The organism is Parafrankia sp. FMc2, assembly GCF_041008525.1.
In the GTDB taxonomy this organism is placed as follows: domain Bacteria; phylum Actinomycetota; class Actinomycetes; order Frankiales; family Frankiaceae; genus Parafrankia.
Map to the genome: position 1 here is coordinate 78,772 of NZ_JBFLUG010000007.1, position 24,867 is coordinate 103,638.

19 protein-coding genes are annotated in these 24,867 nt (G+C 72.0%); 5 read left to right on the forward strand and 14 right to left on the reverse strand.

What is annotated here, in order from left to right; all coding sequences use genetic code 11:
* Window positions 1–37 precede the first annotated feature (37 nt).
* The 8 genes from secG to uvrC form a co-directional block, all read right to left on the reverse strand.
* Complete coding sequence (gene secG / locus AB1460_RS04640) at window positions 38–268, reverse strand: preprotein translocase subunit SecG (RefSeq protein ID WP_018640359.1); 231 nt, start codon at window positions 266–268, stop codon at window positions 38–40.
* Between the two features lie 112 nt (window positions 269–380).
* A complete protein-coding gene (gene tpiA, locus AB1460_RS04645; protein WP_368959332.1) occupies window positions 381–1,187 on the reverse strand; it encodes a triose-phosphate isomerase in 807 nt (268 codons plus the stop codon).
* Between the two features lie 60 nt (window positions 1,188–1,247).
* Window positions 1,248–2,450, reverse strand: a complete 1,203-nt coding sequence (locus AB1460_RS04650; protein ID WP_368959333.1) for a phosphoglycerate kinase — start codon at window positions 2,448–2,450, stop codon at window positions 1,248–1,250.
* Between the two features lie 64 nt (window positions 2,451–2,514).
* Complete coding sequence (gene gap / locus AB1460_RS04655; RefSeq protein ID WP_071081864.1) at window positions 2,515–3,522, reverse strand: type I glyceraldehyde-3-phosphate dehydrogenase; 1,008 nt, start codon at window positions 3,520–3,522, stop codon at window positions 2,515–2,517.
* A gap of 235 nt (window positions 3,523–3,757) precedes the next feature.
* On the reverse strand, window positions 3,758–4,735 hold the full coding sequence (gene whiA, locus AB1460_RS04660) for a DNA-binding protein WhiA (protein WP_195905378.1): 978 nt from the start codon (window positions 4,733–4,735) through the stop codon (window positions 3,758–3,760).
* Window positions 4,736–4,749: 14 nt separating this feature from the next.
* A complete protein-coding gene (locus AB1460_RS04665; protein WP_368959334.1) occupies window positions 4,750–5,856 on the reverse strand; it encodes a gluconeogenesis factor YvcK family protein in 1,107 nt (368 codons plus the stop codon).
* Window positions 5,853–6,722 (reverse strand): RNase adapter RapZ, encoded by an 870-nt coding sequence (gene rapZ, locus AB1460_RS04670; RefSeq protein ID WP_368959335.1) that lies wholly within the window; start codon window positions 6,720–6,722, stop codon window positions 5,853–5,855. Before rapZ ends, AB1460_RS04665 begins: the two co-directional genes overlap by 4 nt.
* Window positions 6,719–9,019, reverse strand: a complete 2,301-nt coding sequence (gene uvrC, locus AB1460_RS04675) for an excinuclease ABC subunit UvrC (protein WP_368959337.1) — start codon at window positions 9,017–9,019, stop codon at window positions 6,719–6,721. The genes rapZ and uvrC overlap by 4 nt, the downstream gene beginning before the upstream one ends.
* Before the next feature lie 646 nt (window positions 9,020–9,665).
* Here uvrC and AB1460_RS04680 point away from each other — a divergent pair.
* A complete protein-coding gene (locus AB1460_RS04680; protein WP_071081868.1) occupies window positions 9,666–10,085 on the forward strand; it encodes an SsgA family sporulation/cell division regulator in 420 nt (139 codons plus the stop codon).
* 19 nt (window positions 10,086–10,104) lie between these two features.
* Here AB1460_RS04680 and uvrA read toward each other — a convergent pair whose 3' ends face one another.
* Entirely contained in the window at window positions 10,105–13,056 is a 2,952-nt protein-coding gene (gene uvrA / locus AB1460_RS04685) for an excinuclease ABC subunit UvrA (RefSeq protein WP_368959338.1), read from the reverse strand.
* Window positions 13,057–13,510: 454 nt separating this feature from the next.
* Here uvrA and AB1460_RS04690 point away from each other — a divergent pair, with 454 nt between their 5' ends.
* Window positions 13,511–14,179, forward strand: a complete 669-nt coding sequence (locus AB1460_RS04690) for an MBL fold metallo-hydrolase (protein WP_368959339.1) — start codon at window positions 13,511–13,513, stop codon at window positions 14,177–14,179.
* A 105-nt stretch (window positions 14,180–14,284) separates the two neighbouring features.
* On the opposite strand, the gene AB1460_RS04695 is transcribed toward AB1460_RS04690, so the two are convergent.
* The 3 genes from AB1460_RS04695 to AB1460_RS04705 form a co-directional block, all read right to left on the reverse strand.
* Window positions 14,285–15,367 carry a glycosyltransferase family 2 protein gene (locus AB1460_RS04695; RefSeq protein WP_368959340.1) on the reverse strand — a complete coding sequence of 361 codons (1,083 nt, stop codon included), beginning with the start codon at window positions 15,365–15,367 and terminating at the stop codon, window positions 14,285–14,287.
* Between the two features lie 260 nt (window positions 15,368–15,627).
* On the reverse strand, window positions 15,628–16,734 hold the full coding sequence (locus AB1460_RS04700) for a TerC family protein (RefSeq protein ID WP_368959341.1): 1,107 nt from the start codon (window positions 16,732–16,734) through the stop codon (window positions 15,628–15,630).
* 230 nt (window positions 16,735–16,964) lie between these two features.
* Window positions 16,965–18,221 (reverse strand): peptidase M50, encoded by a 1,257-nt coding sequence (locus AB1460_RS04705; protein ID WP_368959342.1) that lies wholly within the window; start codon window positions 18,219–18,221, stop codon window positions 16,965–16,967.
* Between the two features lie 316 nt (window positions 18,222–18,537).
* Between AB1460_RS04705 and AB1460_RS04710 the strand changes: the two genes are divergently transcribed.
* A complete protein-coding gene (locus tag AB1460_RS04710) occupies window positions 18,538–20,289 on the forward strand; it encodes a PucR family transcriptional regulator (protein ID WP_368959343.1) in 1,752 nt (583 codons plus the stop codon).
* Between the two features lie 46 nt (window positions 20,290–20,335).
* Window positions 20,336–22,462: an excinuclease ABC subunit UvrB gene (uvrB, locus tag AB1460_RS04715; RefSeq protein WP_368959344.1), complete on the forward strand. Its 2,127-nt coding sequence runs from the start codon at window positions 20,336–20,338 to the stop codon at window positions 22,460–22,462.
* Window positions 22,463–22,514: 52 nt separating this feature from the next.
* Here the strand turns inward: uvrB and AB1460_RS04720 are convergent, their stop codons facing one another.
* Complete coding sequence (locus tag AB1460_RS04720; RefSeq protein WP_368959345.1) at window positions 22,515–23,258, reverse strand: class I SAM-dependent methyltransferase; 744 nt, start codon at window positions 23,256–23,258, stop codon at window positions 22,515–22,517.
* Window positions 23,259–23,299: 41 nt separating this feature from the next.
* The gene (gene coaE / locus AB1460_RS04725; protein WP_368959364.1) at window positions 23,300–23,926 is read right to left on the reverse strand and encodes a dephospho-CoA kinase; all 627 of its coding nucleotides are present in this window, start codon (window positions 23,924–23,926) and stop codon (window positions 23,300–23,302) included.
* Between the two features lie 108 nt (window positions 23,927–24,034).
* Between coaE and AB1460_RS04730 the strand changes: the two genes are divergently transcribed.
* On the forward strand, window positions 24,035–24,769 hold the full coding sequence (locus AB1460_RS04730) for a hypothetical protein (protein WP_368959346.1): 735 nt from the start codon (window positions 24,035–24,037) through the stop codon (window positions 24,767–24,769).
* Window positions 24,770–24,867: the final 98 nt, after the last annotated feature.

The following is a 24,867-nucleotide window of genomic DNA, read 5'->3' on the forward strand; positions in this document are numbered from 1 at the left end:
CGGGAGACACGCGGACGCCGCCCGGAAGCGGTGGCTTTCAATTCTTCAGAAGCAGACCGAGACCGATGATGCAGGTGATCCACAGGAGGGCCACCGCGACAGTGAGGCGGTCGAGGTTCTTCTCGACGACCGAGGACCCGCCCAGGGAGGAGGAGACCCCGCCGCCGAACAGGGTCGACAGGCCGCCGCCCTTGGCCCGGTGCAACAGCACCAGCAACACGAGCAGCACGCTCGTGGCGATCAGTGCGATCGACAGACCGACCGTCATCCAGACCAGCTCCCGCCGTCGTGTAGGCCTGAAACGCCGTACCCGATCAGGCCCGACGATCGTGTCAACGTACATGACACCGCCCCGGTGCCCGAGCAGGAGCTTCCCAGGCTCACGGCGCAGCGCGGACGATCCCGACGAACTCCTCCGCGACGAGGCTCGCACCGCCGACGAGGCCACCATCGACGTCGGGCCGGGTGAACAGCTCCGCGGCGTTCGCGGCCTTGACCGAGCCCCCGTAGAGCACGCGGATCCCGGCCGCGACCGGCTCGCCGAACAGCTTCGCGAGCTGGCCACGGATCGCGGCGCACATGTCCTGGGCGTCCTGGGCGGAGGCGGTCTTCCCGGTGCCGATGGCCCAGACCGGCTCGTAGGCGACGACGAGCGTCGCGGCCTGCTCCGCCGTGACTCCGGCGAGCGAGCCCTCCAGCTGCTCGAGTACGTGCTCGATGTGAGTGCCGGCGGTCCGGATCGCCTCGTGCTCGCCCACGCAGACGATGGGCGTGATGCCGTGGGTGTAGGCCGCGCGGGCCTTCGAGGCGACCAGCGCGTCGTCCTCGTGGTGGTAGGTGCGCCGCTCGGAGTGCCCGACCACCGCGTACGAGCAGCCGAGCCGGGCCAGCATGGGCCCGCTGATGTCACCCGTGTACGCCCCGGAGCCATGCGGCGAGAGGTCCTGGCCGCCGTAGCCGACGGCGAGCCTGTCCCCGTCGATCAGGGTCTGGACGCTGCGCAGATCGGTGAACGGCGGCAGGAAGACGACCTCGGCCCTCTCCAGCTCGGCCGGCTTCAGGTCGAAGGCGACCTTCTGCACCAGCGCGATGGCCTCGAGGTGGTTGAGGTTCATCTTCCAGTTGCCGGCGACCAGTGTCCGCCGGCCGGACCCGCCCGATGTACGGGCGGGTGCCCCCTTCGCCACGTTCCCGTATCCCTTCGTCCGGTGCCTGATGGTGTTCTGGATGTTTGTCTCTGGCGTCGTTCAGGCGTCGAGTGCGGCGAGCCCGGGCAGGGTCTTGCCCTCCAGGAACTCGAGGCTGGCCCCGCCGCCGGTGGAGATGTGGGTGAAGCTCGCCTCGGGAATGCCCAGGGTGCGCACGGCGGCCGCGGAGTCCCCGCCGCCCACGACCGAGAAACCCGAGCCGGCGGCGACGGCCTCGGCGACACCGCGGGTGCCGGCGGCGAACGCCGGGAACTCGAACACGCCCATCGGGCCGTTCCAGAAGATCGTCGCGGCACCGCCGGCCACGCCCGCGAACGCCGCGGTCGCCTCCGGGCCGATGTCCAGGCCGAGCCAGCCGTCCGGGATCGCGTCGGCGGCGACCACCCGGTGCGCGGCGTCGGCGGCGAACCTGTCGGCGACCACCACATCGGTGGGCAGCACGAGCCGGTCGCCGGCCTCCGCCAGCAGGCTCTTACAGGTGTCGATCATCTCGCTCTCCAGGAGCGAGGCGCCGACCGGGTGGCCCAGCGCGGCCAGGAAGGTGAAGCACATGCCGCCACCGACCAGGAGCGAGTCGACCCTGGGCAGCAGCGCGCGAATAACTCCCAGCTTGTCCGACACCTTCGACCCACCGAGCACCACCGCGTACGGTCGGGCCGGCTCGGAGGTGAGCGCGCGCAGCACCTCCAGCTCCGCCAGCACCAGCTGCCCGACGGCGTGCGGCAGGCGCTTGGGCACCTCGGCCACGCTCGCGTGCGCACGGTGCACGGCACCGAACGCGTCACCGACGTAGAACTCGGCCAGCGCCGAGAGCTCGTCGGCGAAGGCGGCGCGGTCGGCGGCGTCCTTGCTGGTCTCCCCCGGGTGGAAACGGAGGTTCTCCAGCAGGGCCACCTGGCCCTCCCCGAGCCCGCCGACGACGTGGCGGGCCCGGTCGCCGGCGATGTCGCCGCTGCCGTCACCGGCGAAGGCGACCGGGACGCCGAGCAGCTCGGACAGCCGCTCGGCGACCGGAGCCAGCGAGTACTTCGCCTCCGGAGCTCCCTTCGGGCGCCCCAGGTGCGAGCAGACGACCACCTTCGCGTTCCGCTCGAGAAGCGCCTGGATGGTCGGCAGGCTGGCCCGTACCCGCCCGTCGTCGGTGATGCGCGGCGCGGACCCGGAATGGTCCAACGGCACGTTGAGGTCACTGCGGACGAGTACGCGGTGGCCGGTGACCTGCAGGTCGTCGATCGTCCTCACGCTGGGCTGCTCCGAGGTCGGCGAAGGTCAGGTGGACGGGGCGTCTCGCGGGGCCGGACCAGGCTCAGAGCCGGCCCGCCACCAGGCCGGTCAGGTCGACCAGGCGGTTGGAGTAGCCCCACTCGTTGTCGTACCAGCCGACGACCTTGACCTGGGAGCCGAAGGACATGGTCAGCTGTGAGTCGAAGGTGCAGGACGCCGGGGTGCCCACGATGTCGGAGGAGACAATCGGGTCTTCCGTGTAGACGAGGTAGCCCTTCAGGGGGCCTTCCGCCGCGGCCTTGTAGGCGGCGTTGATCTCGTCCTTCGACGCCTCACGGGCGAGGTTCACGACGAGGTCGGTGACAGAACCGTCCAGGACCGGAACGCGCATCGCAAGACCGTCCAGCTTGCCCTTCAGGTGGGGCAGAACAAGAGCGGTCGCCTTCGCCGCGCCGGTGGTCGTCGGAATGATGTTCTGCGCGGCGGCCCGGGCCCGGCGCAGGTCGGAATGCGGGAAGTCCAGGATGACCTGGTCATTGGTGTAGGCGTGGATCGTCGTCATCAGACCGCGCTCGATACCGAACGCCTCGTCGAGAACCTTGGCCAATGGCGCGACACAGTTCGTCGTGCAGGAGGCGTTCGAGAGGATGTGGTGCTTCGCCGGGTCGTAGACGTCGTCGTTCACGCCCATGACGACCGTCAGGTCCTCACCCTTGGCCGGCGCCGAGATGATCACCTTCTTCGCGCCCGCGGTCAGGTGCTTGCCGGCGGTCTCCGCCGTGGTGAAGCGACCGGTCGACTCGATGACGACGTCGACGCCCAGGTCAGACCAGGGCAGTGCCGCCGGGTCACGCTCGGCCAGCACCTTGATCGTGGTGTCGCCGACCCGGATCCCGTCCTCTGCGACCGAGACCGGGGCGGCCAGCGTGCCCAGGGTCGTGTCGTACTTCAGCAGGTGCGCGAGGGTCTTGTTGTCCGTCAGGTCGTTGACGGCGACGATCTCCAGATCGCTGCGGCGACTCGCCGCAAGCGCCCGCCAGAAGTTACGGCCGATTCGCCCGAAGCCGTTGACACCCACCCGCGTAGCCACGTCCAGGACTCCCTATGCTCGTGTGCCGTCGTGTGTCAGGAGCCTAGCGAGTCGGGACATCATCGGCGGGAATCCGAACCGATTCATGTCGGTCTCCTCACATCGGGGGACCCGGCACCGTCAGCAATTGGTTGAATGCATCGCCTTTCGACAAACACCCTATCCTACGGACCTGCCCCGGCACGGTGCGTGGCCGTGCTCCCGCGGCACGCCCACGGGGCACCTGATTCCGTGCTCAGGCGTTCTCAAAGAGCTCCGGCGAGACACTGGCCTCGGTGTTCGGGATGCCGAGCGCGTTGGCACGTTTGTCCGCCAGCGCGAGCAGGCGCCGGATTCGACCGGCGACGGCGTCCTTGGTGAGCGGCGGATCGGCCAGCGCGCCGAGCTCCTCCAGCGACGCCTGGGCGTGCTCGAGTCGCAGCCGGCCCGCGGCGAGCAGGTGCTCGGGGGCGTCGTCGCCGAGGATGCGCATCGCCGCCTGCACCCGCGCCCCGGCAGCGACCGCCGCGCGGGCCGAACGGCGCAGGTTCGCGTCGTCGAAGTTCGCGAGCCGGTTCGCCGTGGCCCGGACCTCGCGGCGCATCCGCCGCTCCTCCCAGGCCATCAGGCTGTCGTGCGCCCCGATCCGGGTGAGCAGCGCGCCGATCGCGTCGCCGTCGCGGACCACCACCCGGTCGACCCCACGGACATCCCGGCTCTTGGCCTGGACCCCCATCCGCCGCGCGGCACCGACGAGCGCGAGCGCCGCCTCCGGCCCGGGCGAGGTCACCTCCATCGAGCACGACCGGCCCGGCTCGGTGAGCGAACCGTGCGCGAGGAACGCGCCGCGCCACGCCGCCGCCGCATCGCAGGCCGACCCCGTGACCACCTGCGGGGGGAGGCCCCGCACCGGGCGGCCGCGCTGGTCGAGCAGGCCCGTCGACCGGGCCAGCTGCTCGCCGTCACGCTCCACCCGCACGATGTACCGCACCGATCGGCGCAGCCCGCCGGCGGCCAGCACGGCGACCGACGAGGGAAATCCGAAGACCTCGGCGATCTCACGCCGCAGCCGGCGCGCGGTGGCGCCGGTGTCGAGCTCGGCCTCCACCACGATCCGCCCGCCGACGATGTGCAGGCCCCCCGCGAACCGCAGAAGCGCCGCCATCTCAGCCCGCCGGCAGCAGGGCTTGGCCACTCGCAGCCTGCTCAGTTCGTCCTTGACGGTGGCCGTCATCGCCGCCACACAGATCACTCCTTGCCTTCACCGGAAGGGATCCGGTGGCCGGGGCCACCGGTGGATGTGCAACCGACGCCCGAGGGGTCGGCACAGCCCGCGCCTGGCTGCCGGTCCGACCAGGTCCGTCCGTCGACCGGACGGGGCGGTGTCGGTACCGCCGGCCGCGGGTCATCGGCCGCGAACACCGCCCGGAAGGCCGCGGCGAGCAGCGCGGGATCGTGCAGGGCCGGATCGCTGACGTCCCGCACGGGTGCAAGGTGCAGGCGGGCGCCGAGGTCCATCGCCGCGCGGGCGAGCGGGCCGGGATCGCCGACCGCCGCGGGATCCGCGATCACGACGTCCAGCCGCAGCCCGGGAACATGGGTGGCCAGCGCGTGCAGGTGCGCCTCGGGCGTGTACCCGGCCGTCTCACCGGGCTGGGCGACGAGGTTGAGCACCATCACGCGGCGGGCCCGGGCACCGGTGATCGCCGCGTGCATGTCGGGCACCAGCAGGTGCGGCAGCACGCTCGTGTAGAGCGATCCGGGACCGAGGACGATCCAGTCCGCGGCCTGGGCTGCGGTCAGGGCGGCGCCGCACGCGGCCGGCGCGGCCGGCACCAGCCGCACACCGGCCACCCGGCCGGGTGTGGTGGCGACCGCGGCCTGCCCGCGGACCTCCACCGGTTCCGCCGCCCGGGCCGGGTCGAGGCCGGTGACGTCCGCGACGATGTCGATGCCGTCGCAGGACAGCGGCAGTACCCGACCCTGCGCCCCGAGCAGCGACGCGACGAGGTCGAGGGCTGCGACCGGCGACCCGGCGCGCTCGGCCAGCGCGGTCAGGACGAGGTTGCCGACCGCGTGCCCGGCGAGCGGCCCACTGCCGCCGAACCGGTGCTGGAACAGCCCGGCCCAGGTCCGCGACCAGTCGTCCGCGCCGGAGAGGGCGGCGAGGGCCATCCGCAGGTCGCCCATCGGCAGCGCACCGAGTTCGGTACGCAGCCGGCCGGACGATCCGCCGTCGTCCCCCACGGTGACCACCGCGGTCAGCCGGCGGCTGATCCGCCGCAGCGCCGACAGCGACGCTGCGAGACCGTGCCCGCCACCGAACGCGGTGATCGCGGGAGCGTCGCCGGTCACTCGCGGCCCAGATCCCGGTGCACCACACGGACGCCGACGCCGTCGGCGGCCAGCCGTGCCCCCAGCTGCTCCGCGACCGCGACGCTGCGATGCTTGCCGCCCGTACAGCCGACCGCCAGCGTCAGGTACCGCTTGCCCTCCCGCACATAGCCCTCACCGACCAGGCGCAGCAGGGTCGTGTACTGGTCGACGAACTCGGCCGCGCCCGGCTGGGCGAGCACATAGTCGCGCACCTGCGGGTCCCGGCCGGTGTAGGGCCGCAGCGATTCCACCCAGTGCGGGTTGGGCAGGAAGCGGCAGTCGGCGACGAAGTCCGCATCCAGCGGGAGCCCGTACTTGTAGCCGAACGAGACCACGGTCGCGTTCAGGCGGTTCGCCCGCGGCTGGCCGAACGCCACATCGATCTTCGCCCGCAGCTCGTGCACGTTGAGGTCGGTGGTGTCGAGCACGAGGTCGGCCTCGCCGCGCAGCTCCGCGAGCAGCGCCCGCTCGCGGTTGATCCCGTCCACCACCCGCTCATCACCCTGCAGCGGGTGCGGGCGCCGCACATGGTCGAACCGGCGCACCAGCGCGTCGTCGGACGCCTCGAGGAACAGCATTCGCGGATGCATACCGCGCGAGTCCAGTGCCTCGACGGCCGCCCGCAGATCGGAGAAGAAGGCCCGGCCACGGACGTCGACGACGACCGCGATCCGGCTCACCGCCCCAGCCGAGCGATGGCCGAGCTCCGCCATCGTCGACAACAGCGCCGGCGGCAGATTATCGACGACGAACCAGCCCAGGTCCTCCAGACACTTCGCGGCCGTGCTGCGGCCGGCACCGGAAAGCCCGGTGATGATTGCCAGATCAAGCGTCGCGGTGGTCAACCCGCCACCCCCCGGATCATGCCCGGCTCGCCGGGCCCGGTGCTCTCGCTCGCCGGGCCCACCCCCACCGGATCGGACATCGTCGCAATGATCTCGCCGGTCAGTGGGTCGACGGCCGGCGGGGGCGCCTCGGCCCCACCGGGAGCCGACCGGGCCAGCGCGGCCACGATCGCCTCCGCCGTACGCGGGCCGATCCCCGGCACCTCGGCGATCTCCGCCGCGCTCGCCGCGCGCACCTTCGCCACGGACCCGAACTGCCGCAGCAGCGCCTTGCGTCGAGTCTCCCCAAGACCGGGCACCCCGTCGAGCGCCGAGGCGACCATCGACGCCGACCGCTTCTGCCGGTGATAGGTGATCGCGAAGCGGTGCGCCTCATCCCGGACGCGCTGCAGCAGGTAGAGCGCCTCGCTCGTCCGGGGCAGGATCACGGGCTCGTCCTGGCCAGGCAGCCAGACCTCCTCCAGGCGCTTCGCCAGACCGCACAGCGCGACGCCCCCCGGCCCGGCATCGATCCCGAGCTCGTCGAGCGCCCGTGCGGCGGCGGCCACCTGCGGCGGCCCGCCGTCGACGACGACCAGGTTCGGCGGGTAGGCGAACTTCCGCGGCTGCCCGGTCTCGGGATCACGCCCGGGCACCACGGGGCCGGCTCCCGGTCCCCCGGCTCCCAGCCCCCCGGCTGCCGGGGCGTCGGTCTCGGTGCCCTCGTCGACGCCGGGGAAGCCGGCCAGCTCGCCGGTTCGGGCACGCTCGGCCAGGTAACGGGAGAACCTGCGGTGGACGGCCTCGTGCATGCTCGCCGTGTCGTCCTGACCGTCGACACCGCGGATCGCGAAGCGGCGGTACTCCGGCTTGCGCGCCAGCCCGTCCTCGAAGACGACCATGCTGGCCACGACGTTGGTGCCCTGGATGTTCGACACGTCGAAGCACTCGATGCGCAGCGGGGCGTCCGGCAGTTCCAGCGCCTCCTGCAGGTCGGCGAGCGCCCGACTGCGGGCCGTGAGGTCTCCGGCACGCTTCGTGCGGTGGAGCGTGAACGCCTGGCTGGCGTTGCGCTCGACAGTCTCCATCAGCGTGCGCTTGTCCCCCCGGCGGGGCACCCGCAGATCGACCCGCGCACCGCGGGCCCGGCTGAGCAGTTCCACGACGGCGTCGGCATCCGGCGGCAGCTCCGGCACGAGGATCTCGCGGGGGACCTCGCCCGTGTACCCGGGCTCGGCGGCCGGCCCGCGGCGGCCGGCGGACGCGGTGCGCGCCCCGGCAGGTGCCGCCGGCTGCCCCACACCGGCCACGGGCTGGTCGGCACCGGCCTCGGTCTGGTCCACCGGCGACGCCGGCAGGCCTGCGGCCGTCTCCGCCTGTACACCCTCGAGGTACTCCTGGGTCAGGAACTGCTCGACGAGATCCCCGGTGGTGACGTCCTCGAGCTTGTCCACGACCCAGCCGCGCTGGCCGCGGACCCGACCGCCCCGCACGTAGAAGATCTGGACCGCCGCCTCCAGCTCGTCCTGGGCGAAGGCGATCACATCCGCGTCGGTGCCGTCCGGCAGGACGACGGCCTGCTTCTCCACCGCACGGCGCAGCGCTCCGATGTCATCGCGCAGCCGGGCCGCCCGCTCGTACTCCTGGGCGTCGGCCGCCGCGCGCATCTCACGTTCCAGCCGGCGCAGGTAGCGGCCGGTCTGGCCGGACATGAAGTCGCAGAAGTCGTCGACGATCTCCCGGTGGGCCTGCGCGTCGACCCGGCCGACGCAGGGCGCCGAGCAGCGGTCGATGTAGCCGAGCAGGCACGGGCGGCCGACCTGGCCGGCCCGCCTGAAGACGCCGGTACTACAGGTGCGCGCAGGAAAGACGCGCAGCAGCAGATCAAGCGTCTCCCGGATGGCCCAGGCATGCGCGTAGGGGCCGAAGTAACGCACCCCACGCCGCTTCGGCCCGCGCATCACCTGCAGCCGCGGAAACTCCTCGTAGAGCGTCACGGCGAGACTCGGGTAGCTCTTGTCGTCGCGGTAGCGGACGTTGAACCGCGGGTCGAACTCCTTGATCCAGGTGTACTCGAGCTGAAGCGCCTCGACCTCGGTGGAGACCACCGTCCATTCCACCGAGCTGGCCGTGGTGACCATGTGCTGTGTCCGGGGGTGCAGGGTGTGCACATCGGCGAAGTAGTTGGCCAACCGGGACCGCAGGCTCTTGGCCTTGCCCACGTAGATGACACGGCCATGCTCGTCGCGGAAGCGGTAGACACCCGGGGTCTCGGGGATCGAGCCCGGCGGGGGCCGGTAGGTCGCCGGATCAGCCATGAACCGAGCCTACGGCGGCCATCCTCCGACCTGAACGGTGCCTGCACGTATCCATTCCATCACGCTCAGCTTCCACGACGTCGAGCACCCCCGAAACTGACCGTGTCGGACCCCCTCGGATCCCCCGGAAGCAGCCAGGCGATCCCGCAAGCAGGACGGCCCGGCCTCCGAAGTACCTCCGAGGGTTGCCAGCGAGCTTTCCGTCCCCCCGCACGCCGATCGGAGGCCGCCGGCGGAGGCCGCTCGACAGCCGGGACGGGCGGGACGGGCGGGACGGGCGGGACGGGCCGCTGATGACAAGGTGGCCTCCCGACCGGCACGCCGCCTGCCGGAGAGCCTGGTGTGGCTGACCTGTCGCCCGGACGATCCGTCGTCCGCCCTCGGTCATCGCCAGGTCGCCGTATGCTGTATCGGGCCAGGTCTGTGGCGCCCGGGCTGAACTGCTGCGACGGTGGAGTCCAGCACCACCGGCTCCGCAACGGTGGTGGCCGCAACGGTGGTGGCCGGCCCGGCAGCGACCGGCACGGTGGCCATCGGCCACGCAGGAGGGCCGGCGGCCACAGCGACAACTGTGTGGTGGTTTGTCACGGCAGGGGCGCCCGGCGCAGCGGCAGGGCCGGCGCATTCGGACCAAGGGGGCCGACGCGTGCAGGTGGAGGACGTCACGACGGAGTTTGTCGTTGACGACGCACCCGGGCGCGGGCGGATCACTGTTCTCCAGGTGACCTGGCGCAGCTGCGACCCGCTCGCCGTCGCGCTGGTCCTGGTATCACGACCGGACCATCCGGCGCTGCCGCAGGGCCACTGGGTGGCTCCGCGCGACGCCCTGCGGGCCGGGCTCGAGGGCCCGGTGCCGGTTGGCGACGGCGATGTCCGCATCACGCCCGAGCCGGCGCATGGCGGTATCCGCCTGGAGCTGTCTGACGGCGAGCGGCGCTCCGTGGTCGTCCTCGACGCCGCCCCGGTCCGCAGCTTCCTGGACCGCACCGAGCGGGTGGTCCCCGCCGGCGAGGAACACACCGAGGTCGCGCTGGACGCCGTCCTCGACGATCTTCTGCAGCCCTGAGCCGGCGGCGCCAGCGCCGTCATCCTGCCGAGGAGGCGGCGCCCGCCAGCCTGCCGCGGGGCTTCTTCACCCTGGTCGTGCTTCCACCGGTGTCGGCGCCGGAGGCCTGTTCCACGGCTGCCGCGCCCCGTCCACCGAGGATCTCCCGGAGGAACGACCCGGTGTGGCTCGCGGGCACTGCGGCCAGCGATTCCGGCGTGCCCTCGGCGACCACCGTGCCACCGCCGGTGCCGCCCTCCGGGCCCATGTCGATGATCCAGTCCGCGGTCTTGATGACATCGAGGTTGTGCTCGATCACGATCACCGTGTTGCCGGCGTCGACCAGCCGGCCGAGCACGCCCAGCAGCTTGCGGATGTCCTCGAAGTGCAGGCCGGTGGTCGGCTCGTCCAGGACGTAGACGGTGCGGCCGGTGGAGCGCCGCTGCAGCTCCGAGGCGAGCTTCACCCGCTGCGCCTCGCCGCCGGACAGCGTCGGCGCCGACTGGCCGAGGCGCACGTACCCCAGCCCGACGTCGTTCAGCGTCCGCAGGTGGCGCGCGATCGCCGGGACCGCCGCGAAGAACTCGGCTCCCTCCTCGATCGGCATGTCGAGCACCTCGGCGATGCTCCGGCCCTTGTAGTGCACTTCCAGGGTCTCGCGGTTGTACCGGGCGCCCGCGCAGACCTCGCACGGCACGTAGACGTCCGGGAGGAAGTTCATCTCGATCTTGATCGTGCCGTCGCCGGAGCAGGCCTCACAACGCCCGCCCTTGACGTTGAAGGAGAACCGGCCCGGCAGGTACCCGCGCACCTTCGCCTCGGGCGTCTCCGCGAACAGCCGACGGACATGGTCGAACACGCCGGTGTAGGTCGCCGGGTTGGATCGCGGTGTCCGGCCGATCGGGGACTGGTCGACGCGGACCGCCTTGTCGAGGTGGTCGAGCCCGCTCACCGTGCGGTGCCGGCCGGGTACCTCGCGGGCGCCGTTGAGGTGGTTGGCGAGCACGCTGGCCAGGATGTCGTTGACCAGGGTCGACTTTCCGGACCCGGAGACCCCGGTGACCGCCACCAGGCAGCCGAGCGGGAAGGAAACCGTCACGTCCCGCAGGTTGTGCTCGCGGGCGCCGTGCACGGTCAGCGCGCGCCCGCGGACCGGCGGCCGGCGGGCCGCGGGGACCGGGATCTCGCGCCGGCCTGAGAGGTAGGCCCCCGTCATCGACTCCTCGCTGGTCAGCAGGTCGTCGACGGAGCCGGAGACGACCACCCGGCCGCCGTGCTCGCCGGCGCCGGGACCGATGTCCACCACCCAGTCGGCGGCGCGGATCGTGTCCTCGTCGTGCTCCACCACGATCAGCGTGTTGCCGAGGTCCCGCAGCCGCAGAAGCGTCTGGATGAGGCGCCGGTTGTCGCGCTGGTGCAGGCCGATCGACGGCTCGTCCAGCACGTAGAGCACCCCGACCAGCCCCGAACCGATCTGGGTGGCGAGTCGGATCCGCTGCGCCTCCCCGCCGGCGAGGGTGCCGGCGGCCCGGTCCAGGGACAGGTAGTCCAGGCCGACGTCCAGCAGGAACGCCAGCCGGGCGTCGATCTCCTTGAGGACCCGGCCCGCGATGGTCTGCTCCCGCTCGCTGAGCTCGACGGTGCGCAGGAAGTCGGCACAGTCGCGGATGGACATGCCTGCGACCTCGGCGATCGAGCGGCCGGCCAGGGTGACCGCCAGCGACTCCGGCTTCAGCCGGGCCCCCCGGCAGGCCGCGCAGGGCACGTCACGCATGTAGCCCTCGTAGCGCTCCCGGCTGCTGTCCGACTCGGCCTCGGCGTGCCGGCGCCGCAGGAACGGCAGGACGCCCTCGAAGGAGGTGTAGTAGGAGCGCTTGCGGCCGTACCGGTTGGTGTAGCCGACGTGGATCTCGGTCTCCCCGCTGCCGTGCAGGATGGCCTTGCGGGCGCGCTCCGGCAGGCCCTCCCACGGGGTGTCCATCCGGAAGGTGAGGTCCTCCGACAGCGCCGTCAGCAGCCGCTGGAAGTACTCCTTGTTGTGCCCACCGGACCAGGGCTGGACGGCTCCGTCAGCGAGCGACAGGGTCGGGTCGGGCACGACGAGGTCGGGGTCGACCTCCTTGCGGGTGCCCAGCCCGGTGCACTCCTGGCAGGCGCCGAACGGCGAGTTGAACGAGAACGACCTGGGCTCCATCTCCTCGAAGGACAGGTCGTCGTACATGCAGGCCAGGTGCTCGGAGTACATCCGCTCCCGGTCGGGGTCAGCGGCGTCGCGGTCCACGAAGTCGAGCAGCACCAGGCCCTTGCCGAGCCGCAGCGCCGTCTCGATCGAGTCGGTGAGACGCCGCTTGGCCGACGCCTTCGCCGCGAGCCGGTCGACGACGACCTCGATCGTGTGCTTGCGCTGCTTCTCCAGCTTCGGGCGGTCGGTGAGAGCGACGACGGTGCCGTCCACCCGGACCCGCGCGAAACCGGATGTCTGCAGCTCGGCGAACAGGTCGACGTACTCGCCCTTGCGGCCGCGGACGACCGGAGCCAGGACCTGGAAGCGGGTGCCCTCGGGCAGCTCGAGGAGCCGGTCGACGATCTGCTGCGGAGTCTGCCGTGAGATCGGCCGGCCGCACTTCGGGCAGTGCGGGTGGCCGACCCGTGCGTACAGCAGGCGGAGGTAGTCGTAGACCTCGGTGATCGTGCCGACGGTCGACCGCGGGTTGCGCGACGTCGACTTCTGGTCGATCGACACCGCCGGCGACAGGCCCTCGATGAAGTCGACGTCGGGCTTGTCCATCTGGCCGAGGAACTGGCGCGCGTAGGCAGACAGTGACTCGACGTATCGACGCTGACCCTCGGCGAAGATCGTGTCGAAGGCCAGGCTGGACTTGCCCGAGCCCGACAGGCCCGTGAAGACCACGAGGCCGTCCCTGGGCAGGTCGAGATCGACATCACGCAGGTTGTGCTCGCGTGCTCCGCGCACGACAAGACGGTCGGCCATCGTCAGGTCCCTCGTCGTTCTCGGTCGGCTGCTGTCGTCGGCCGGTGCCGGTACCGGTGGGGTTCCGTCACCGCGGCCTGCGCGGCGACCCCGGCCGTCAGCCGGCCGCGAGCCAAACGCGCGTTCGAACACGGCCGACGCTACACGCCTCGGACGAACGGCTCGTAACAGCCGGGCCCCCGCTCCTGGACGGCAACAACGCAGCCCACATCCCTGCTGGGGGCCAGCCCTGGCGAGCGCAGCCCGCCTCGAATGCCCGGGACGCAGACACGCGCGGACACACGGTCGAGAATGGAGCAGCCGGGCGGGGCCCGCATACGCCCGGCCGCCCGAGGCGCCGGGGCGGCGGCCGTGACAGCCGTGACAGCCCGGGCGGCCCGCGCCCCCGACCGACCCTGCAGATCACGGCCCCGATCCGCCGGAACAGGCGACGCACAGACCGAGGAGAAGCGGAATGAACATCGGCGCCGGCTACACGGGCGACGTCACCGTCGGCGGGCCCGCGGACGTCCGCGAGCTACCGGACCTCACGATCACCAAGGTGGCGGTGGGCCCGTTCGACAACAACTGCTATCTCCTGCGCTGTGCGGCCACCGGCGAGCAGCTCCTCGTCGACGCGGCGAACGAGACGGGCACGCTGCTGCGCCTCGTCGGCGACGCCGGTCTGAGCACCGTGGTGACGACGCACCGGCACGGAGACCACATCCAGGCGCTGGAGGAGGTCGTGGCCGCGACCGGTGCGCGGACCGTCGCCCATCCGCTCGACGTTCCCGCCATCCCCGTTCCGACCACCGATCCGGTCGTGGACGGTGACGAGGTGCGGGTCGGCGAGGTCACACTGCGGGTCGTGCACATGGTCGGGCACACACCCGGATCGGTCGCCCTGCTGTATGGCCAGGACAGCAGCGCTCCGCACCTGTTCACCGGCGACTGCCTCTTCCCCGGTGGCCCCGGCAACACCTTCGGCGACGCGGCCGCCTTCACCACCCTCATGGACGACCTGGAGGCCAAGGTCTTCGGGCCGCTCCCGGACGGGACCTGGATCTACCCGGGCCACGGAAAGGACACGACTCTCGGCGCCGAGCGACCGCACCTGGCCGAATGGCGCGCCCGCGGCTGGTAGACCTCGGCAGACCGGGAACGACGGCAGCCTCGCGGGCCTCGCGGGCCTCGCGGGCCTCTCGGGCCTCGCCCGGCCCCGCCGGCCAGGTCCCCGGGGCCAGCGGGGTCAGCGGTCCGCGGTCGCCCACGACGACGCCGGAGGCGCCGAAGGGTCCGACCGGACTGCCGCCGGCGGCGTCGACCGCGGCAGTGGAACCTGGGAGCGGACGTCCGCTCCCAGCACGGCCGCGTCGATCCGGCCCAGGTCCCGACGCGCCTGGGACGGGACCGCGCACCACCGTGACCGCGTGGCCGGCTCCCGGTGCGGTTGGACCAGGCCGGCGACGAGACCGGCCAGGATGCGCCCGGCGCGCAGGGCGTCATGTCGCCGGCCGGCGACCAGCTTGCGCAGGGTGAGGACGATCAGCTGGCCGGCGTGGACGGCGAGCCAGCCCCGCCCCAGCGCGGCCCGATGGCGCCGTGCGTAGATCGCCGCGGAACGGCCGAGCTCGGCGTACATCAGGCCGGCCCGGCCGACCGTCCCCCCGCCCACATGGGAGACCTGGCACCGGTCGTCGGCCCAGTACACCCGACCACCGGCAGCGTGCAGCCGCGCGAACAGGTCGGTCTCCTCGTAGTACATCCAGTAGGACGGGTCGAATCCGCCCAGGCGGAGGAAGCTGGCCGTCCGGATGGCGAAGAAGGCGCCCACCGGGTAGCGGAGGTCCGGCCAGCGGGCGACGGCGGCCGCTTCGCCACGCACCGCCGTGAACGTGTTCGTGCGGACGTTCGGCAGGACCGCCGTTCCCCGTCCGGGCAGACCACGCTCGCCGCGCAGCGGGAATCCGACCGCGTCGGCGCCCTCCGGCACGGACGCCAGCAGGTCAGGCAGAGTCGCACAGGCCTCGGCCGACACCGTGATGTCGCTGTTGACGATGAGGATCCACTCGGGAACCGGTTCGCCCAGCGCCGGCTGCGCCTCACCGCTCGCCAGCGAGCCGCGCACGGCGATGTTCACCGCCGTGCCGTAGCCGACGTTCCCGTGCCCTTCGAACAGTCGGACCCCGGCGGGCAGGTCGTCGTGCACCGTGCCGGTCAGGTTCTCGACCAGCGACACCCGGGATTCGGAAATACCGGACAATGCCGCGAGAAGACAGGCCAACTGGGGCGACCCACCATAGGAGACAACCACTGCCAAAAAGGTGTGCATAGTCCGCCTTGGACGAAGAGGGAGGGATTCCGGGTGCTCGGACGATCCCGGCGGTGCCAAAACACTAACGTGCCCGTCGCGCTGTCACCCCCAGGACAATCGGCGCGTCGCCCAGTGATTAGTTCGTATAAATCATTGGACCGCTCACCGCCGGTACATGCCCGTCCCCGCACGTTACCTGTTCCCCCGGCGCCCGTTTCCGACCGGAATACAGAAGGGGCGGGCGGCCCCCCGGCCCGCCCGCCCCGTCATCCGGATGCTCAGTGGCGCTGGTCGCCGACGGGCGTCACATCGCTCTCCCGGCGCTCGCCGTCAGTCGGGCCGGGCTCGCCCTGCGGGGAACCCGTTCCGACGGCGGCCGTTCCAGCCACCGGGCCGGCTCCAGCCACGGCGGCCGTTCCGGTGGCGGTCGCCGATCCGGCTGCCGGTCCGCCGGGGCCGCTGTCACCGTCGCCCTCCGCGGGCGGCGCCGTCACCAGCGACCACACGATCGAACCGGTCAGGACCACCGCGATAACGATCAGGGACAGCCAGATCGGCATGTGCCAGACATCGGTGAGCAGCATCTTGACGCCGATGAACGCGAGGATGACGGCCAGACCGGTGGCAAGGTGGTGGAACTTCTCCATCAGGCCGGAAAGCAGGAAGAACAACGACCGAAGGCCCAGGATCGCCAGCGCGTTCGCGGTGTAGACGAGGAAGGTCTCGTTCGTCACGCCCAGCGCCGCCGGCACCGAGTCGAAGGCGAACAGGACGTCCGCGGTCTCGACCGCGACCAGGACCGCGAGCAGCGGGGTGGCCACCCACTTGCCCGCACGCCGCAGGACGAAGTGCTGCCCCTGGTACTCGTCCGTCACCGGGATCACCTTGCGCAGCAGCTTGACCGCCCTGCTGTCCCCCGGGTCCATGTCGACACCGTCATCCCGGACCATCTTGAACGCGGTGTAAAGAAGGAAGGCACCGAACAGGTAGATGACGAAGTGGAAGTTGTCCAGCAGCGCGATGCCGGCGGCAATGAACAGGAAACGCAGGACGAGGGCACCCAGAACGCCGTAGAAAAGCACCCGGTGCTGGTATTCGCGCGGAACCTTGAAGTACGAGAAGATCAGCGCGAAGACGAACAGGTTGTCAACGGAGAGGCTCTTCTCAAGCAGATACGCCGCCGCGTACTCACCGGCCGCGCCCGGCCCCTGCCAGGCCCAGATCACGAAAGCGAATCCGACGCCGAGCGACACCCATCCCACGCTCCACCAGGCAGCTTCCCGGAAGCCGATGACGTGGGCCTTGCGATGGGCCAGCAGGTCGATGGTCAGAAGCAGGAGCAGGCCGCCCAGGAAGGCGACCCAGGCCCAGGCTGGTACATCCACGGAATATCCTCCGAACGGGGCTTTTCGTGACGATCACGGCAACGGTCACGCATGGGTGCCGTGGGTGAAGCGGGAGACAGCGCCCAGCGGCGCCCGGGAAGAAGGTGTGGCCCTGGCCGGCCGGGCGCCGTTGCCGGCAGCCGGCCAGAGCAGGAGCGAGTGGGCCTTCCGGCCCGGATGGCGTCTTGAGGCAGGGACTGTGGTCTCAGCGGAACGTGGGAGAAGTCGGGTCAGCGGCGCCGACCAAAGCCCACGGAAGAGACCACACGCCCGCGTAGTGGGGCAGTGCCGAGCGCCCTGGCGATCTCACCCGGGCCCACCGTGCCGACCATCTCGGGCGTGCCGTCCGCCCCAGGCGCCACGACCACGATCGCCCCGGCGGCCGGTCGGGTGGCGAGGCGGGATGTCACGCTTGCCAACGGCTCATCCGGCCGGGCGGTGGCGACATGGTCCATCGGGATGGTGACCCGGGTGACCCGAGCCAGGTTCCGGTCGTCGGCAGGGACCGCGGCCAGATCATGCAGTCGCGCCACGCCGAGCAGCGGGCCAGCGAAGTCACGGACCGCGAAGAGCGAGCGGCCCGACGGCAACGCGATCTCGTCAAGCGCGGCGGCGACGGTCTTCCAGGCCGGAAGGACCGGCGGGGCGGCGACCATCACGTCCCGTACGAACACCCCGTCGAGCGCGGTGGCGGCCTTCTGCTGGGCCTGCGCCAGCCGGGAGCTTCCCAGCGCCAGCCAGCCGAGGAGCACCGCCCACAGGCCCACCAGCCCGATCAGGAAGGAGGCCACGACCCCGACCACGATCAGAGTCCAGCCGGTGACGACCCCTGCCCGGGCCACCGCAGAGGCCGCGGCGGCCGCGTCACCGGTACGCCGCATGACCCGTGCCGCGAGCATCCGGCCACCTGCGCTGCGCGGCGCGGGCAACAGGTCGACGACGGTGATGAGCAGGGCGAACGTGCCGACCCACAGCGCGACCTCGCCCAGCAGCTCCAGCGTGCCGCCGGGAGCGAGCGCACCGGCGGCGACCAGGATCATCCCGGCGAGAGCTGTCACGGCCAGCCCCGCACGCGCGATGGCGCCGTCCGCGACCGCGTCTCCCGTCGCGGGAGTCAACGGGTCGCGCGCCGCGGCGCCGTCAACCACGCCGACACCCTCGGCCCGCAGGCCCCCGCCGGCGTCACGCCCGGCAGAAGCCAGGCCCAGCCGGCTCCCGAACGCGCCGACCGTGATCCCGGTGACCCTTATCCCCGCCCGGCGCGCGGCCGCGGCCCGGGCGAGGTCCGCGCCCAGGAGGATCCCGACGAGAACGCCGGCACCGATCACGCCGCCGCTGAAGTAGGCGAAACCCGGCCGGTCGGGAACCGTGGCCGGCAGGGTGAGCATGGCCAGTACGAGGGTCACGACCGCTATGGACACGAAAAGACCCGGGCGCACCATGATCGGCAGACGCCGGGCGCCGCGCGGGTCGGTCTTCGTGGACATGTCGCGGGTAGATCCTTTCCCTCTCACGTCTTCACTTCCGTCCGGGCTGGTTCGCCTGCTAGGGATCCGGGGGCGGGCAGCGGGCGAGCCTGGCCACAGGGCCGGCCCGCGGGTGTCCCGGAGGGCGGATCGACGGCGATGAGGCGGGCCGATCCACTCCCGCGGAACACCTGACCCGGGCACGACCACTGCCCTCACCAGGCTCAACGCTCAGCCTGCCCTTCGCCGTCCCGGCAGACACCGTCCGGACTCCGCGACTTTGTCTACGATTTCCTTGCCGATACTCGGCAGCCGAACGGGGGAGGCGCGACGATCAATGACCAACGCGGACCGACGGCCCGGGTGGCCGATCCAGCACGAGGAACAATCCGCGGGACTGCCCGGTACGAGCCTGACCCGGCTCCCCCGGGCGGCGGTGCTGGCCGCGGCCGATGCCCGGCTCCATGCCGGTCTGCTCGGCGACTATCTGGACGTGCTCGCCTCCGCCGCGGACAGTGGCCGGCGCCTGTCGCGGGCCGAACTCGACCGGTTCCGCGCCCTCGGTCAGGCCGCGGCCGAGTCCGGCGCCTCGCTGCCCGCGCTCGTCGATCTGTATCTGTCCGCGACCTGGCGGGTCTGGCCGTCACTGCCCACGGTTCGGCAGGCCGACCGGGCGGCACGCGACCTGGGCCGGGCCCTGCCGGCGGCAGACGCCGGTACCGGCCCCGATGACGACGCCGACGCCGACGCCGGTGCCGACGCCGGCTCCGGCACCGGCGGTTCGGCGGCCGGGCGGCACACGGCGGGCGTCGACGAGCCCCCACCCGCCAGCGCACATCTGCGGGAGGCGATCGGCGGTATCACGGTCGGGGCTGTCTCCCGGACCCGCGCGGCGGCGTCCGCGGTGCTGCGAGCCAGCGACGACGCGGTCGCAGCGGTCTGCGAGGGCTACGAGCGGGCCCGGACGGCCCGCGCCCGCTCCGAGGAGGCGATGCGACGTGAGCTGGTCGACGACCTGCTGACCGGAACGTCGGAGCTGGGACCGTTGCTGGAGCGGGCCGTCGCGTTCGGCCTGCGGCTGGAGGCGCCCCACGTCGTGCTCGTCGCGTCGGGGAGCAGGCGGTTCCTGGATGGTCGCGCCGTCGTCCGGGCGGTGGAGGAGTCACTGCGCGAGCACTGCGCCACCGAGCCGCTGGTCGCGACCAAGGACGGGCTGCTCGTCTGCGTCGTGCCGCAGGAGACCGACCTGACGCTGCCCCTCGCCCCGGACGGCCAGGGAGCCGGCCCCGGCGCGGTGGCGGAGGGTGGCCCTCCGTCCCAGGACGCAGCCCCGGGGCCGGGCCCGGATCCTGGGAGGTTGCCGGATCCTGGGACGGAGCCGGGCCCTGGGGCAGCGCCGGACCCTGGGGCAGCGCCGGACCGGACCCGGGCGGACGGGGGCTCCGGGCACCCCGGCACCGAGCGGGCGGCACCGGACCGGCCTGCGCCGCGAGCCCCGGCTCCGCGTGGGCGGCGCCGGATGAACCCGCCCGGGCCCGGCGACGTCGGGTTCGCCCCACTACCCGCCTTCGCGCCGACCGGCGCCATGCCGACGACCGCGGTCAGAGCCATCACCCGGCGGCTCGGGGCCGAGCCGGAGCTCGTGTGGCGGCTCGGAGTCAGCCGGGCCCGCAGCGGCGTGGCCGGCGTCCGGATCGGGTACGAAGAGGCCCGCAACGCTGTCGAGCTCGCCGGGCGCATGCGCATGGACGGCCAGGTGGTCCACGCCGACGACCTGCTGATCTACAAGGTGCTGCTGCGTGACCGGGAGCCGCTGGAGGAGCTGGTCGAGACCGTCCTCAGCCCCCTGCGCTCGGCGCGGGGCGGCGCGGGCCCGCTGATCGAGACCCTCGACGCCTACTTCGCGACCGGCGGGGTGGCCCTCGCCGCCGCCCGGCGGCTGCACCTGTCGGTGCGGGCGCTGACCTACCGGCTGGACCGGATCCATGCGTTGACACGACACGACCCGACCTCCCCCACGGACCGCTACGTGCTCCAGACCGCCGTCCTCGGCGCGCGGCTGCTCGGCTGGGAGCGAGGACCGCGCTGACGGGCGCCGCGGGAAACTGTCGGAGGTCTGTGGTGTTCTGGATTTCGTGAGCACAACGTTCGAACGCCCCACGACGAACATCCAACGTTCGACGGCGCCGTTCCAGGTCGTCTCGGATTTCGAGCCGTCCGGTGACCAGCCGGCGGCGATCGACGAGCTGGCCCGTCGGGTGCGGGCCGGCGAGAAGGACGTCGTGCTCCTCGGCGCGACGGGTACCGGTAAGTCGGCGACGACCGCGTGGCTGGTGGAGCGCCTGCAACGCCCGACGCTCGTGATGGCGCCGAACAAGACGCTGGCGGCCCAGCTCGCGAACGAGTTCCGGGAGCTGCTGCCGAACAACGCCGTCGAGTACTTCGTGTCGTACTACGACTACTACCAGCCCGAGGCGTACATCGCGCAGACCGACACCTACATCGAGAAGGACTCCTCGATCAACGAGGAGGTCGAGCGGCTGCGCCACTCGGCGACGATGAGCCTGCTCACCCGGCGCGATGTGGTCGTCGTGGCGAGCGTGAGCTGCATCTACGGCCTGGGCACGCCGCAGGAGTACGTCGACCGGATGGTCCGCCTGCGGGTGGGCGACGAGTTCGAGCACGAGCAGCTGCTGCGCCGTCTCGTCGACGTCCAGTACGCCCGGAACGACCTCGCCTTCACCCGGGGTACGTTCCGGGTGCGGGGCGACACGGTCGAGGTGTTCCCGGTCTACGAGGAGCTCGCGATCCGCATCGAGATGTTCGGTGACGAGGTCGAGCGCCTCACCTATCTGCACCCGCTCACCGGCGACGTGGTGCGGGAGGTGGAGGAGGTCTTCGTCTTCCCCGCCACCCACTACGTCGCCGGGCCCGAGCGCATGGAGCGGGCGATCACCGGCATCGAGGCGGAGCTCACCGGGCGGCTCGCCGAGCTGGAGGGTCAGAGCAAGCTGCTGGAGGCCCAGCGGCTGCGGATGCGGACCACCTACGACATCGAGATGATGCGCCAGGTCGGCTTCTGCTCCGGCATCGAGAACTACTCCCGGCATATCGACGGCCGAGCGGCCGGAACGGCGCCGCACACGCTGCTGGACTACTTTCCCGACGACTTCCTCCTCGTCATCGACGAGTCGCATGTCACCGTCCCGCAGATCGGCGGGATGTACGAGGGCGACATGTCACGCAAGCGGAACCTGGTCGACCACGGCTTCCGGCTGCCGAGCGCGGTCGACAACCGCCCGCTGCGCTGGGAGGAGTTCCTGCAGCGGATCGGGCAGACGGTGTACCTGTCAGCCACCCCGGGTCCCTACGAGCTGGGGCGTGCCGACGGCACCGTGGAGCAGATCATCCGTCCGACGGGCCTGCTCGACCCGGAGGTCATCCTCAAGCCGACCAAGGGGCAGATCGACGATCTCGTGCACGAGATCCGGATCCGGGCCGAGCGGGACGAGCGGATCCTCGTGACGACGCTGACCAAGAAGATGTCCGAGGATCTCACCGACTACCTGCTGGAGCTCGGCATCCGGGTGCGCTACCTGCACAGTGAGGTCGACACGCTGCGCCGGGTCGAGCTGCTGACCGATCTGCGCCGCGGCGAGTTCGACGTCCTGATCGGGATCAACCTGCTCCGCGAGGGTCTCGACCTGCCCGAGGTCTCACTGGTCGCGATCCTCGACGCGGACAAGGAGGGCTTCCTGCGGTCGGACAAGTCCCTGATCCAGACCATCGGGCGGGCCGCCCGCAACGTCTCCGGCCAGGTCCACATGTACGCGGACAAGGTGACCCCGTCGATGCGGCACGCGATCGAGGAGACGAACCGGCGGCGCGAGAAGCAGATCGCCTACAACACCGAGCGTGGGATCGACCCCCAGCCGCTGCGCAAGAAGGTCGTCGACATCCTCGACGACATGGTGCGCGAGACCGCGGGCGCGGAGATGATCGGCGGTGGTGGCCGGGCCCAGTCCCGTGGGAAGGCACCTGTCCCCGGCATGAAGTCGAAGGCGGGCGACGCGGTCGGCCGGTACGCCGCCGAACTCGCCGGCATGCCCCGCCAGGAGCTCGCCCAGCTCATCCGCCAGCTCGACGACCAGATGCACGAGGCGGCCAAGGAGCTGCAGTTCGAGCTCGCGGCCCGCCTCCGCGACGAGATCAACGAGCTGAAGAAGGAGCTGCGCGGGATGGACGCTGCGGGCATCGCCTGATGGCCCCGGCCCCGCGCTGCCCCGGCAACGACACGCCGGCCCGGCGTCCGGGTCAGCCGGCGCGGCGGGCACTCACCTCGAGGCGGACGTAGTCGACGGCGGGCTCGGGCAGGCGCCGCGCCACCTCGTGGACGAGTGCCGCCCGCTCGTCCGGCCCCAGGCGGGCCAGGTGTGCTCCGAGCACGACGGTCTCCAGGTAGTCGTGCAGTGCCGCGGGTTCGGCGAAGTACGCCCTGTCCGGGCGCAGGCGCGCGTCGACGTCGACGAAGCCAGCGGCTTCGAGGTGTTCGCGGGTCGCGGTCGGGCCGGCGAACGTCCAGACGTCCGGAAGGTCACCCAGGATCTGGCGCAGCACCGCCTCGACGGCGGCGATGTTGCCCTGACCCCCGCAGTCGATCGACAGCCGCCCCCCGGGCCGCAGCACCGCCGCGAGGTTGCCGAACACCCGCCGGTGGTCGTCGATCCAGTGCAGCGCCGCCACGCTCATCACGGCGTCCACCGGTTCGGTGATGGGCAGCGGGTCGCGCAGGTCGGCGGCGACCACGGTCAGGCGCTCCCCCTCGTCGGGCAGCCGAGCGCGGAGCCGCTCCAGCATGGAGGCCGAGGCGTCCACGGCGAACACCCGTCCCCGGGGAAGCGCGTCCAGCAGCGCGCTGGTGTCCCGGCCGGTGCCGCAGCCGGCGTCCACGACCGTCTCCCCACCGGTAAGCGCGAGCCGGGCGACGGTGCGCCGGCCCCACAGCTCGTGCGGCAGCGCAAGGCTGTCGTAGGTCTCCGCGTCCCATTCCCAGGCCATGGTCTGACAGTAGGCGGACCGACCGGACCCGCGGAAAGGGCTCAGGCCCCGGGCTGTGAGCCCGTGGCCGTGCCGCCGGCGGCGTCGCGGCGGCGGAGCAGCTCCTGCCAGACCTCCGCCACCCGGGCCTGCAGGTCGTCGAGCGTGCCGCTGTTGTCGACGAGGATGTCGGCGACCGCCCGGCGCTGCTCGTCGGTGGCCTGGGCTGCCATCCGGGCCTCGGCCTGGTCCGCGGGGAGGCCGCGTCGGGCCAGCCGCTCGAAGCGGAGCTCCCGCGACGTCTCGACGACCACGATCAGGTCGTAGCCGGGGCGCCGGCTCGACTCGACCAGCAGGGGCACGTCATGGATGACGACGGCGTCGGCGGGCGCGGCGGCGATCCGCCGGGCCATCTCCGCCCGGATCAACGGATGTGTGATCGATTCCAGGCGGCGGCGGCTCTCCTCGTCGGCGAAGACCACCTTGCCCAGCGCCTCCCGGTCGAGCGATCCGTCCGGGGTAAGCACGTCCGGCCCGAACGCTTCCGCCACGGCGGCCAGCCCGCTGCTGCCAGGCTCGACAACCTCGCGGGCGATGCGGTCCGCGTCCACGAGATAGGCACCGTGCCGCACCAGGCATTCCGACACCGCGCTCTTGCCCGACCCGATTCCGCCCGTAAGTCCCACCATCAGCACGAGCCAGAGTGTGCCAGGACGCCGCCGCAGGAGCGCCCCGGGTCCACGCACCCGGGCCGCCGGCACGTTCGGCGGGGCTGATCGGGCGGGCAGACTGGACGGGTGGAGGCCACCCGTTCCGGCGCGCGCCGGTCGGTACTGGCCCGGCTGTGGCCGACGATGCTCACCGGGGGCCTGCTGGGCGCCGGAGTCACGGGGCTGGTGTTCCTGCCCTCGCTCGCGGCGTCCGCGCCGCTGCTGCTCATCGCGCTGCGGCCGACCATCTCCGTGCTGGTGCTGGTCGGCGGCCAGGTCGCCTTCGTTCCGGCGCTGCTGGTCGCCACGGTGTTCCGGGCGCTGCTGGATGTCGGCTACTTCGGCCTCGCGCGCTACAACGTCCGGTCGCTGCTGCTGCGGCGGGTCGGTACCAGCCGGCTGGTCGCAGCGCTCGCGCGACGGTCGGCGCAGCGGGGGCTGCTCTGGTTCTGCCTCGTGAACACCAATCTGGCGGTGGACGCGGCACTGGGCGCCGGTGCGGTGCCGATGCGACGGTTCCTGCGGTTCCTGATCCCCGGCTCGGCGCTGTCGTCCGCGCTCTACCTGGCGGCCGGGAGCAGCCTGGCGCCCTGGACGCGCGAGGTGGTCCGCTGGCTCGACGAGCATGCCAGCATGCTGATGCTCGCCGCGATCGGCCTCGCCGTGCTGCAGGCCGCCACGCTGCTCGCCACCCGCCGGGTGCGGGCTGCCCGCCGGGTGCGCGCCGCCCGCCAGGCCAGCCGGGCCCGCGATCCGCGGCAGTGTTCTCAGTATTCACAAACGGCTGACAATCGCCTCACACAAGGAGATGAAACACCATAGGACGTATTGCAGCCAGGTAAATCCGAATCTTTCGTGCGGGTCAACCCACCGGACTGGGCGTAAACGGTTGTGAACGCCCAGGAACTCCGCCGCCACCG